The organism is Chelativorans sp., assembly GCF_031180965.1.
GTDB lineage: Bacteria > Pseudomonadota > Alphaproteobacteria > Rhizobiales > Rhizobiaceae > Chelativorans.
This window is the reverse complement of record NZ_JAPSLH010000006.1, coordinates 142670-154936: the sequence shown is the minus strand read 5'-3', so window position 1 is coordinate 154936 and position 12267 is coordinate 142670. Positions and strand designations below refer to the sequence as shown.

11 protein-coding genes and 1 tRNA gene are annotated in these 12267 nt (G+C 61.0%); 9 read left to right on the top strand and 3 right to left on the bottom strand.

What is annotated here, in order from left to right; genetic code table 11:
- Positions 1–81 precede the first annotated feature (81 nt).
- Entirely contained in the window at positions 82–870 is a 789-nt protein-coding gene (locus RIN79_RS06970; protein ID WP_309083913.1) for a DUF2243 domain-containing protein, read from the bottom strand.
- Between the two features lie 182 nt (positions 871–1052).
- On the opposite strand from RIN79_RS06970, the gene RIN79_RS06965 reads away from it, so the two are divergent.
- On the top strand, positions 1053–2492 hold the full coding sequence (locus tag RIN79_RS06965) for a DHA2 family efflux MFS transporter permease subunit (protein ID WP_309083912.1): 1440 nt from the start codon (positions 1053–1055) through the stop codon (positions 2490–2492).
- On the opposite strand, the gene RIN79_RS06960 is transcribed toward RIN79_RS06965, so the two are convergent.
- Positions 2474–3184, bottom strand: a complete 711-nt coding sequence (locus RIN79_RS06960) for an RlmE family RNA methyltransferase (protein WP_309083911.1) — start codon at positions 3182–3184, stop codon at positions 2474–2476. The two genes, RIN79_RS06965 and RIN79_RS06960, sit on opposite strands and share 19 nt — an antisense overlap.
- On the bottom strand, positions 3181–4473 hold the full coding sequence (locus tag RIN79_RS06955; RefSeq protein ID WP_309083910.1) for a Ppx/GppA phosphatase family protein: 1293 nt from the start codon (positions 4471–4473) through the stop codon (positions 3181–3183). Before RIN79_RS06955 ends, RIN79_RS06960 begins: the two co-directional genes overlap by 4 nt.
- A 338-nt stretch (positions 4474–4811) precedes the next feature.
- Between RIN79_RS06955 and RIN79_RS06950 the strand changes: the two genes are divergently transcribed.
- From RIN79_RS06950 to RIN79_RS06915, 8 genes are all read left to right on the top strand, one after another.
- Positions 4812–4885: transfer RNA gene (locus RIN79_RS06950), tRNA-Gln, on the top strand.
- A gap of 219 nt (positions 4886–5104) precedes the next feature.
- Complete coding sequence (locus RIN79_RS06945; protein WP_309083909.1) at positions 5105–6133, top strand: SDR family NAD(P)-dependent oxidoreductase; 1029 nt, start codon at positions 5105–5107, stop codon at positions 6131–6133.
- On the top strand, positions 6130–7257 hold the full coding sequence (locus RIN79_RS06940) for an NAD-dependent epimerase/dehydratase family protein (protein WP_309083908.1): 1128 nt from the start codon (positions 6130–6132) through the stop codon (positions 7255–7257). Before RIN79_RS06945 ends, RIN79_RS06940 begins: the two co-directional genes overlap by 4 nt.
- Before the next feature lie 7 nt (positions 7258–7264).
- Positions 7265–8413, top strand: coding sequence for a non-hydrolyzing UDP-N-acetylglucosamine 2-epimerase (gene wecB, locus RIN79_RS06935; RefSeq protein WP_309083971.1), 1149 nt, complete (start codon positions 7265–7267; stop codon positions 8411–8413).
- The gene (locus RIN79_RS06930; RefSeq protein ID WP_309083907.1) at positions 8410–9681 is read left to right on the top strand and encodes a glycosyltransferase family 4 protein; all 1272 of its coding nucleotides are present in this window, start codon (positions 8410–8412) and stop codon (positions 9679–9681) included. Before wecB ends, RIN79_RS06930 begins: the two co-directional genes overlap by 4 nt.
- Positions 9678–10277, top strand: a complete 600-nt coding sequence (locus tag RIN79_RS06925) for a sugar transferase (protein WP_309083906.1) — start codon at positions 9678–9680, stop codon at positions 10275–10277. Before RIN79_RS06930 ends, RIN79_RS06925 begins: the two co-directional genes overlap by 4 nt.
- Positions 10274–10909, top strand: coding sequence for an acetyltransferase (locus tag RIN79_RS06920; RefSeq protein WP_309083905.1), 636 nt, complete (start codon positions 10274–10276; stop codon positions 10907–10909). The genes RIN79_RS06925 and RIN79_RS06920 overlap by 4 nt, the downstream gene beginning before the upstream one ends.
- 11 nt (positions 10910–10920) lie before the next feature.
- Positions 10921–12177 (top strand): DegT/DnrJ/EryC1/StrS aminotransferase family protein, encoded by a 1257-nt coding sequence (locus tag RIN79_RS06915; protein WP_309083904.1) that lies wholly within the window; start codon positions 10921–10923, stop codon positions 12175–12177.
- The last annotated feature ends 90 nt before the right edge of the window (positions 12178–12267 follow it).

Sequence of the window (12267 nt, the reverse complement as noted above, 5' to 3'; positions counted from 1 at the left end):
GGATTGGCAAGGGCTGGTACCACGTCTGCTTCAAGATGGGAAGGCGGGGCCGGCTGCCCATGCTGCGCAAATGCGCCCAGCCTAGCGGAACCAGTTGAGGCAGCCCGCCAGGACGGGCGAGCCGCTGACGAGCAGCGCCCCGTCGCGATAAAGGTCGAGCACCCCGGCACCCTCCGGCAAGGCAACGGCCCAGACCTGGTCGGAACTGTCGGACCACATAAGCCGCCCATCCACTCCAGCTATGGCGACCAGCGCCTGTTCAGGCGAAAGTCCAGGGCGGAAGACGACAAGGACAGTTGAACCCTGCGAGGGCGGAAGCGCAGCGGCCGCTCCCGACAGGATTGCCAGTACCGCGACCGCGGCAGGCATCGCCCCGCCGCCCTCAAAAATTCCTCCGCGGCGGCGAAGGCGCCAACCTGCGGCGATAAAAACAAGACCGAAGACGACGAACCAAAGCAGGTCCCAAAAGAGCGGCATTTCCGAATCCATTCGGATGCGGTGAATGCCAAGGATCCAATGCGAGACGATGCCGTCGAGCACGTGCCATGCACCGAACCCGATCAGCGCGTCCGCGAGGAAGAGCCTGCCGCCCGAATGTCCCGCAAAATTCCTCCGCGAACGCCACAGCAGGAAAAGCCCGATCAGGGCGAGCACATATATCAGGAGGTGGAACAGCCCGTCGGCCAGGATCTGGAAGCGCAGGTCGCCGAAGCGCCCGCCCTCAAGGCCGGAAAGGAGATGATGCCACTGCAAGATCTGATGGAGCAGAATTCCGTCGAAGAACCCGCCGATGGCGAAGCCGAGCAGGCCGCCGGCACAGCTGAGCTGCGCGCGGTTATCTTCAGGACGGATTTCTGCGGTGATGCTCACCCCTTCCTCCTCAGCGGCAGGTCGGAAACGGATAGATCGCGCGGGGGTTCCGGCGTAGCGCTGAAAGGGAGTCCCTGCGCTTCCCGCCCTGCATAAACGCATTATTTGTGGTAAGGCCGGCTTATCATCCTCCCCTCCCCCTAGCGGGACGGCAAATCCGTCCCACGACAGAGAAGAGACCGTTGAACCGAACGCTGCCGCTGGTGCTCGCCGTCGCCCTTTTCATGGAGCAAATGGATTCGACGGTTATCGCCACCGCGCTGCCGGCGATCGCGCAGGATATCGGCACCAATCCAGTCACCCTTAAGCTTGCGCTCACCACCTATCTGGTCGCCCTCGCCATCTTCATCCCCATCAGCGGATGGATGGCGGACCGGTTCGGCGCGAAGCGCGTATTCCGTATGGCGATCGCGGTCTTCGTACTCGGCTCCATCGCCTGCGCCTTCTCGAACTCGCTCTTCGCCTTCGTGCTGGCGCGCTTCGTGGAAGGTATGGGGGGCGCCATGATGACCCCCGTCGCCCGTCTTGTCCTCGTCAGGGCCACGCCGCGCAACCAGCTCATCTCCGCAATGGCCTGGCTCAGCATACCCGCGCTTATAGGCCCGGTTGCCGGGCCGCCGCTCGGCGGTTTCATCACCACCTATTTCTCGTGGCACTGGATCTTTCTGATCAATGTGCCCATCGGGCTGATCGGAATTGCCGTGTCCGGCCGCGTTCTGCCGGACTTCCCGCCAGAGCCGCGCGAGAGGCTCGACTTTGTCGGCTTCGGGTTGGCGGGTTTGGCCGCCGCGGGCATCGTCTTCGGGCTTTCGGTCGTTAGCCTGCCTGCGCTGCCGCCGGCGGTGGGAATAGCCGTCGCGCTCACGGGTCTGCTGATGGCATGGCTCTTCGTCCTCCATGCCCGCCGCGCGGCAAATCCGGTGCTCGACCTGCGGCTTTTCTCCAACAGGGCTTTTCGCGCCGCCATCATCGGTGGCTCGCTTTTCCGCATCGGCGTCGGCGCCGTGCCCTTCCTGTTGCCGCTGATGTTCCAGATCGGATTCGGCCTGTCCCCGTTCCAGTCAGGCCTCCTCACCTTCGCCTCCGCCCTCGGTGCAATCGCCATGAAGTTCGCTGCAAGCACGGCGCTGAGAACGGCCGGCTTTCGGCCGACCCTTGTGGTGGCGGCCGTCCTCGGCAGCGCGCTTATAGGGGCCAACGCGCTCTTCACCCCGGCGACGCCGCATGCCGCGATCTTCGCCGTGCTTGTGGCGGCCGGCTTCTTCCGGTCACTCTTTTTTACCTCGAACAACGCCCTCGTGTTTGCCGAGATCAGCGATCGCGAGGTGGCGCAGGCCACGGCCATCTCCGCCGCGAGCCAGCAGATCAGCATCGCCATGGGCGTTGCCGTCGGTGGCGGCGTTCTGGAAGTTACCGGCTATCTAACGGGCGCGCCGCTAGGCCACGGGGCCTTCGTCAACGCCTTCGTCTTCGTGGCGCTTCTGTCGGCGCTTGCTGTGGTGCCATTCCTGTCGCTGCCCGCCGACACAGGCAGTGCGGTCACCGGCCACAAGAGCCGGGCCGTTCGGGAAGCGGATCAGGCGCTCGCGGCCGAGCGGGCCTCTCAGCCCTCCTCCGTTTGATCCACGCCCCTGAACCCTTTGGCGAGGAGATAGAGCTCCACCGACTCGTCGCGCGAGGCTGGCGGCTTCACGTGATGGACCGCGTGGAAGCTGCGCTTCAGGCGGTTGAGCATCTCGGCTTCCGTTCCGCCCTGGAAGGTTTTCGCGAGAAAATGCCCGCCGGGCTTCAGCACCGCGATGGCGAAGTCGGCTGCCGCCTCGCATAGCTGCATCGTGCGCAGGTGGTCCGTGCGCCGATGACCAGTAGTGGGAGCCGCCATGTCGGACAAAACCACGTCGGGCGCCCCCTCCAGGAGTTCGATCAGGCGCGCGGGCGCTTGCGGCTCGAGAAAATCCATCCGCAGGATCATCGCGCCCGGAACCGGATCCATCTCCAAGTAATCGATACCAATGACGTTAGGCCGGGCCGGATCGGACTTCACACGGGCCGCCGCCACCTGACTCCAGCCGCCCGGCGCGGCGCCCAGATCGATCACTTTCATGCCAGGGGCCAGTATACGGTGCCGCTCGTCGATCTCGATCAGCTTGTAGGCGGCGCGGGAGCGCATGCCTTCCGCGTTGGCACGGCGGACATAAGGATCATTCAGGTGCCGTTCGAGCCAGCGGCGCGAGGAGCTTTTCAGGCCCCGCTTTTTTTTCACCCGCGTCTTCAGGAGGCGGGCGCCGGAGCCTGCTTTCTTCTCCTTGGTCACGCCGGCTCGGCCTCCACGCGCTTCCGGCGCCGCCAGACGCCGTCGCGCGCCATCATCTCGTTCAGCATGCCCTCGCGCAAGCCCCGGTCGGCAACGCGCAGGCGCTCGGCCGGCCAGTGGCGGCGGATCGCTTCCAGGATGGCACAGCCGGCGAGCACGAGGTCTGCGCGCTCCGAGCCGATGCACGGATTGGCTTTCCGCTCATGGAAGCTCCAGCCGAGGATGGTCTCTATCATGCGATCGACGCTAGCGCGCTCCATCCAAAGCCCGTCCACACGCCTTCGGTCATAGCGCTTCAGGCCGAGATGGACGCCGGCGAGAGTCGTCACCGTCCCGGAGGTGCCGAGGAGGTGGAACCGGCCGGTGGCGGTAATGTGGGCCAGCCGGCCGCCGCCGTCGAATTGCGCCAGCATCTCCGACACGTCGGCGATCATGGCTTCGAAGGTCTCGCGCGTGACATTCCGCCCGCCGAACCGCTCGGCAAGCGACACGACGCCCGTGGGTAGGGAAGTCCAGGAGACGATGTGGTCGGCAAGCCGCGGCGTGCGGTGGCGCGAGAGGTCGATCAGCGCGATCTCGGACGACCCGCCACCGATGTCGAACAGCACGACCCCATCCGTATCGCGGGTGACAAGCGAGCCGCAGCCGGAGACCGCCAGCCTTGCCTCCGTCCGCCGATCGATGATCTCAAGTTCAAGCCCGGTCTCCCGGCGGACCCTTTTGAGGAAATCCTGCCCGTTCGCCGCCGACCGGCAAGCTTCCGTGGCGATCATGCGCACGCCGCTGAGCTGGCGGCCGGTAAGCTTTTGTGCGCAGACCGCAAGCGCGTCAACGGCCCGCTCCATGGCTGCATCGCTCAGCCTGCCGCTCGCGGCGAGGCCTTCGCCCAGCCGCACGATGCGAGAGAAGGCGTCGACGACGCGGAATTGCCCCGGCCGGCTCGGGGTCGCGACGAGGAGGCGGCAGTTGTTGGTGCCCAGATCGAGCGCGGCATAAAGAGCGTCCTGTTGCTCTAGACGCGCAGCATAGGCGAAGCTGCGCCGTACGTCCGCAGGAAGCGCCGCCGCCGGGGTCACTGCCGCCGGACGGACAGCTTGCTCCTCCGGCTCGCGCACGAAGACGCCGCGCCTGCGTCTCTTGCGGCGCCGGCGCTTGGGTGGAGTCGGCTGCGAACGCGTCGCGGACGGGGCAAACTCCGGCGCGTCCGAATGGCCGACTGCCGCCGACGCGCCGTCGCAGTGCAGCTCCGCGACGGCTGGCGCGTCACCTTCCTCGTGGTTGTTCACCATCGATCCTTCCGCGCCGCGCACAGCCTCAAGGGCGCGCAGCAGGCGCTTAAACATTTGCGTTGTGGGCAGATTAGCACCGGAGCGGTGATCGACCAATAGCATCCGAGCGGAAACGCGTCGGCACCCGCGCCGGCATATTTTGCGCCGCCCCCCGTTCCGGCGGCGCGTAGGGCTTCGTCGCCGCAAGGGCTGGACGGGTTGCCGTCGTGTGGCCGCGGCTAGCTCTTCTCAGAACCTGCCTCGGCTTGACCTTGTCGGTTTGCAATTTGAGCCGGGGTTGACTATTGAGGGGGTATGGCTAAATAGCTTGGCCGTGCCGCGGTTCGCGCTGCCGATGCTGGGGAATAGGTTAACGGTAGACCAGCGGACTCTGACTCCGTTAGTCCTGGTTCGAATCCAGGTTCCCCAGCCAGAACCTAACCCGCATCTGATGTACCTCCGAGTTCGTCACGTTGTGTTTCCTTGCGAACCGTTTGCATGTTCGTGATGAAGTCGCTCTGGGTTCGTGCGCCGTCGCATTCCGAACTCGAGCCGAAGCACGGTGACCAATGTTGAGCGGGTCTACTCGTGCTTTACTATGCCCTGCGGCTCGGGGTATACGGCCCACCAACGCAAATCATGACAGTGAACAATGCAATACGAATGTGTTCTCATCACCGGTGGCACGGGCTCGTTTGGCAAGACCATGCTCCGGGACCTGCTAAGCTCAGGTGTAGGCGAAGTGCGTGTACTCAGCCGCGACGAGGAGAAGCAGGATGCACTGAGGACGGAGATACGTGATCCCCGCCTGCGCTTCTATATCGGTGACATACGCGACCGCGACAGTGTCGACCGCGCCATGGCTGGCGTAGATCATGTCTTTCATGCTGCAGCCCTAAAGCAAGTGCCTTCCTGCGAGTTCTTTCCCCTGGAGGCGGTCCGTACCAACATACTCGGTTCCGAGAACGTCCTGCACTCGGCAGTGGCTGCAGGCGTTCGCAACGTCGTCTGCCTATCGACCGACAAGGCGGTGTTTCCTGTCAATGCAATGGGAATCTCCAAGGCAATGATGGAAAAACTCGCCCAGGCGGTGGCGCGCTCCCTCGGCCCGGCGGCAGCGACCACGATCTCACTGGTCCGGTATGGGAATGTGATGTATTCCCGCGGCTCAGCGATTCCGCTTTTTATACGGCAGATCAAGTCTCGAACGCCGATCACCATCACCGAGCCGACCATGACTCGGTTTCTCATGCCGCTACGCGACTCGGTCGCGCTGGTACATCATGCGTTCCAGCATGCGCGGCAAGGTGATCTTTTCGTCCGAAAGGCACCGGCTGCTACCATCGCAGACTTGGTGACCGCGTTGAAGGAATTGTTCGACCGCCCTGAACACCCCGTGGAGGTAATCGGTTGGCGCCACGGCGAAAAACTGTATGAAACGCTGGTGAGCGCGCAGGAACTCGCGCAAAGCGAAGACATGGTCAATTACTACCGCATTTGCATGGACGATCGTGATCTCAACTACCGCGCCTATTTCAGCGAGGGCGATACACACGTGGTAGAGCAGCACGATTATCACTCCCATAACACAGAACGCCTCGACATAAACGGCATCAAGGCATTGCTTCTGTCACTTCCAGAGATTCGTGCCGAGCTCGAAGCTTGGTCAACGCGAGGATGAGACGTATTGTCGTCACCGGAGCCGGCGGGCTGCTCGGTTGGCACGCTGCTGTACGTTTGCACGCGAGCAATTGTGCTGCACGGTTCAAAGGTGAGCCGGAGCCATTCGCGATCGTAAGGGTTGACCACTCAACCTTCTCCGACCCCATATCCTTGCGAAAAGCCGTTGTCGAGGCTGACGCGGTGCTTCATTTTGCCGGGGTTAACCGCGGGCCCAACGATGATGTGGAGCGCGCCAATCCGGCTATTGCCGAAGCGCTGGTGTCAGCCTGCCGCGAGGCAGGTTCCTGTCCCCATATAGTCTACGCGAACTCGACTCACGCGCTATCCGACACGCCCTACGGCCGAAGCAAACGCCGTGCAGGCGAAATTCTATCTGACTTTGCGCCAAGCTTCACAGATCTCATATTGCCCCACATCTTTGGTGAAGGGGCCCGGCCGTTTTACAACAATGTCACCGCTACTTTCGTGCACCAGGTGATCTATGGCGAGCCCTCCAACGCCTCGCCTGGTGCAGAGGTGCAACTTCTCCACGCGGGAGAGGCAGCCCGTATCGCGATCCACGCGGCCGTCGAGGGAGTTGCCGGCGTTGTCCGCCCCCCCGGCCGCCACACCCCGGTTGCGGAATTGCTGGCCCGCATAGAAGATTTCCATTGCGCTTACGAAAGCAACGTCTTTCCCGATCTTTCGGACGCATTTAATGTTGAGCTCTTCAATAGTTATCGTATCGTTCTCTATCCACACCGATTTCCTCGGACATTGAAGCTCAATGTTGACGCGCGGGGCGTTCTGTTCGAAGCGGCTAAGGGGGGGGGTGGCGGCCAAACCTTTCTGAGTTGGACGGACCCAGGCATAACGCGCGGCAACCATTTTCATCTTCAGAAGGTTGAGCGCTTCCTCGTGCTCGAAGGCGAAGCGATCATACGCATCCGACGGGTTCTAGGCGGGCCAATATGGGAATACCGCGTCCGCGGGCAGCAGCCTGCCGCAGTCGACATGCCAACGCTCCATACCCACAGCATTGAGAATGTTGGCTCCAAACCCTTGCTGACCTTGTTTTGGACCCACGACGTCTTCGACCCTACCGCGCCTGATACGTACGCCGACCCTGTGGGGGAAAACTGACATGGCGATGCTGAAAGTCATGACCATCCTTGGAACGCGGCCGGAAATCATCCGGCTGTCCAGGGTGATGGCGCGTCTGGACCAACATTGCGACCACCGCATCGTGCATACTGGGCAGAACTACGATTACGAGCTGAATGAGGTATTCTTTGAAGACCTGGGTGTGCGTCGCCCTGACTATTTTCTGGGCACGGGTGGCGGGTCGCTGGGACATACCCTAGGAAAGATACTGGAGGAGAGTGAGCGGGTAATTGCCAGCGAAAGCCCCGATGCGATCTTGGTGCTGGGCGATACCAATTCCGCCATATCCTCGATCATTGCACGGCGCATGAAAATACCGGTTTATCACATGGAGGCTGGAAACCGCTCCTTCGACCGGAATGTGCCGGAGGAAACCAACCGCAAGATCGTTGATCACATTTCCGATTTTAACTTGGTCTATACCGAACATGCCCGTCGCCACCTTCTCTCCGAGGGCATCGCGCACCGGCGCATCTATCTTACGGGCTCACCGATGCGCGAGGTGTTGGAGTACTATCGGGAGCGTATAGAAGCATCGAATGTACTTGAGCGGCTTCAGCTGGAGCGCAGGGGCTACTTCATCGTATCCTTACATCGCGAAGAGAACGTGGATAGCAGCGCCCGCCTGACCTGCCTGGTGGGGGTATTGAGTGCGCTTGCGGAGCGCTTCGACATGCCCGTGATCGTATCTACTCACCCGCGGACACGCAAACGTCTGCAATCGCTCGGCAGCACGACTGATCGCCGAATCCAATTCCTTAAGCCCTTTGGCTTCCATGACTATAACCGCCTGCAAATGTCAGCCTATTGCGCGCTATCCGACAGCGGCACTATAGCAGAGGAAGCTTCGATACTGGGGTTCCCAGCGGTTACCCCCCGCGACGCTATAGAACGGCCCGAGGCGTTGGATGTTGGCTGTGTCGTAGTTACAGGTCTGGACCGAGAGGCAATCCTTAGGGGGGTGGACGCGGTAACCCTCATGTTCAGGGAGCGCGAAGCCGCGGGACAACCGCACCCGGTGCCGGGCGATTATTGCATAGGGAATACTTCCGAGCGTGTTGTCAGTCTGATCCTAGGCACGGCGAAACTGTCGAATGCATGGGACGGCATACGTCAGAATGACCTGACGCCATGACGCGGCACCAGGCCGAAGCAAGAAAGCCACGTTTGATCTTCCTGACGCAATGGTTCGATCCAGAGCCGGCGTTGAAAGGAGCTGCGTTTGCGCGCCGACTGAGCGAACTTGGGTTTGACGTCGAAGTCGTGACTGGTTTTCCAAATTATCCCGGAGGGAAGGTTTATGACCGCTACCGCGTCCGGCCAATTCAGCGGCAGGATTTCGGCGACTTTCGGCTTACGAGGTTGGCCCTTTATCCAAGTCATGACAGCAGTAAGCTCGGCAGAATCCTGAACTACGCCAGCTTCTTCATCTCGGCGACACTGTACCTGACGTTTGGCATGCGCCGTTGCGATGTCATTTATGCTTACCACCCGCCTCTCACCACCGCAGTAGCAGCCGCCGCCGCGCGGATTATTAAGCGGACACCGGTGGTCCTTGATATTCAGGACATGTGGCCCGACACATTGCGAGCAACAGGCATGATCACGAGCGAAGGTGTGCTCAGGATCGTCGGCCTTGTATGCCGTTGGACGTGGCGAGGAGTTGATAGGATCTCGGTCATATCGGAAGGTTTCCGCAGGCTGCTCATTGCGCGCGACGTGCCGGATTTTAAAATCAGCGTGGTCCCGAATTGGGCAGATGAGACTGTCGCAAGGGCGTCCACGGGGACTACACCCGAAGCTTTCAATGTCCCCGGGAAGTTCAGAGTGCTTTTCGCCGGGAATATGGGAGCGGCGCAGGCTCTGGACTCTGTTCTTGACGCCGCAGCGATCGTCGCTGAGGAGCGGCCAGAGATAGAGTTCTGGCTGCTCGGTTCTGGCATCGAACTCGATCACTTGAAATTGAGGGTCGAGCGGGAAAAGCTAGGCAATGTCAGATTCCTTCCGCGCGTGCCCATGGCGGATGTCGGGGCATACCTTTCCGCAGCTGAGTGCTTGCTGGTGCACTTGAGGGCTGATCCGCTGTTTACGGTCACCATCCCGTCTAAGACGCAGGCCTACATGGCTGCAGGCAAGCCCATCATCATGGCAGTCGAGGGTGACGCGGCAGAGTTGATCCGACGCGCTGGTGGCGGAATCGTGGTGCCGCCGCAGGACCCACAAAGACTGGCGGAAGCGGCCTGCAATCTGGCCGGTCTCCCTCCTGAGGAATTGGCAAGACTTGGCGCGAACGCGCGCAGGTTTTATAATGAGCAGTTGTCGTTCGATCGGGGGACAAGAACTCTAGCAAAGTTGCTGCATTCTGTCTTGAAACAAGCTCAGCCTGCGGAGATATCACAATGAAGCGCTTCGTGGACATTGTCGGTTCCGCGCTCCTTTTGCTTCTCCTTCTGCCGCTTATCGCCGTCATTGCTTCGCTGGTCCGCCTGAGGCTGGGCAGCCCCTCAATATTCCGTCAAACAAGGCCCGGGAAGAACGCGAGGCCCTTCCAACTGCTGAAGTTTAGGACGATGACTGATGCGCGTCGGGCTGACGGCACGCTGCTTCCAGATTCCGAGCGTCTCACCGAGTTCGGCCGCTTTTTGCGTTCAACCAGCCTGGACGAGTTGCCGGAATTGTGGAACGTGTTGAAGGGGGACATGAGCCTCGTCGGGCCGCGACCGCTGCTGATGGAGTATCTTCCACTCTATTCGAATGAGCAGGCACGCCGCCACGAAGTGCGTCCTGGTCTGACCGGCTGGGCGCAGGTCAACGGTCGCAACGCTCTCTCGTGGGAAGAAAAATTCGCCTACGACGTGTGGTATGTAGACAATCAGTCACTCTGGCTGGATATGAAGATCCTGGCTATGACTATCACTAAAGTAATAACCCGGACAGGAATTTCGGCGGATGGTGAAGCGACTATGCCGGCTTTCACCGGCACACGCCAACTGCCATGAGCAGGTCTTTGCTGATCCTTGGGAGCGGCGGGCACGGTCGTGTAGTTGCGGATGTCGCCCGTGCAAGTGGGTACACTACCATCGCGTTTCTTGATGATGACCCGCAGAGCGGGGTCGGCAATCGGGCCCCGTTTTCGGTTCTTGGTCCAATGGCGATGCTGGAAGAGTTGGTGCAGGTATGGCCTGCCGCAATGGCAGCGATCGGGAACAACCTAAAGCGTCTGGAGCTCTTTGAGCGACTTCGGCACGCGGGCTATGAAACGCCCTCTGTAGCTCATCCATCAGCGGTCGTCAGCCACTCTGCGTCCATGGGTGCGGGCGTCTTGGTAGCGCCAGGGGCGGTGATCAACGCCGGAGCTCACATCTTCGACGCCGCAATCATCAACACCGGTGCGCGGATAGATCATGATTGCACAATCGGCGTTGCTAGCCACATCGCGCCGGGCGCCACGCTGTCGGGCAACGTCTCGGTGGGCGCTCGATCATGGCTAGGGACAGGCTGTTCGGTTCGGCAAGGTGTAAAGATCGGTGATGATGCGGTTATTGGAGTCGGAGCGGCGGTCGTGACGGATCTTCCCGGAGACATGGTGTACGTTGGCGTGCCGGCGCGTCCACTCAGATACTCTAGATAGAGGGTGAAGCCTTGCTCAATACCCCCTTTTCCCCATGGCCTTCCTTCTCAGAAGAAGAGGTGGAGGCGGTTTCCCGGGTTCTTCGCTCAAATCGGGTAAATTATTGGACCGGAGAAGAGTGCCGGGCCTTTGAGAGCGAATTCGCGCAATGGGTTGGATCGCGCTATGCCATCGCACTCACCAACGGCACGGTGGCGCTGGACCTGGCGCTTCACGGACTTGGAATAGGTCCAGGAGACGAGGTTGTCGTCACACCGCGAACCTTCCTCGCCTCGGTCTCCTGCGTGGTGAATGCAGGTGCGACTCCGATCTTCGCGGATGTCGATCCCGACAGCGGTAATATCAGTGCGGAGACGATTGCCAGAGTTCTGACCCCGCGCACCAGAGCGATAATCGTAGTACACCTTGCTGGCTGGCCATGCGACATGGACCCTATCATGCAACTGGCCCAACCAAACGACATCAAAGTCATAGAGGATTGTGCCCAGGCGCATGGTGCTCGCTATAAGGGGCGATCGGTGGGAACGATTGGCCACGTCGGTGCTTGGTCATTCTGCCAGGACAAGATCATGAGCACTGGAGGCGAAGGTGGCATGGTCACCACCGAAGATCGCGACCTGTGGTCTCGCATGTGGTCGTTCAAGGATCATGGCAAGAGCTGGGAGGCGGTCTATGAGCGTAGCCATCCGCGGGGTTTTCGTTGGTTGCACGACAGCTTCGGCACCAACTGGCGCATGACCGAAGTGCAAGCGGCCATCGGACGTATCCAACTGAGACGAATGGCGGCGTGGACGGCGGCCCGGGCAGCCAATGCAGCCTTGATCCACCAGGCGCTCGTGCGCTTTGCGGAAGACGAAGGCCCAATTCGCGCTCCGCTGCCTGGCAATGAAAGCGGGTCGCGCCACGCATTCTACAAGCTCTACGCCTATGTCCGTCCAGAGAACTTGGCGGAGGGCTGGAGCCGCGACCGGATCATACATGAAATCGAGGCGCGCGCGGTACCTTGCTACCAAGGCTCCTGTTCTGAGGTTTATCTTGAGCGCGCGTTCGAAGGGACACCGTGGCGGCCAAAGGAACGTCTTGTTGTCGCTCGGGAACTTGGCGAAACGAGTTTGATGTTCCTAGTTCACCCCACTCTCAAGCCGAACGAGTTGCAACAGACTGCTGAAACCATCGGTGTTGTTCTAAGAGCAGCGGAGAAATCGTCGAGATGGACTGTCCGCAGCAGCCTACCAGCAGAGCCGCCGGTACGCGGGGAGTGGGGCTGACGGGGAGTTTAGGGCGACGGGAGTTGAGCCGTCGGAACAGGGAGGGCTGCATTACCTCTTTGTACACTGCAGATATTGTGCTATCCGCTA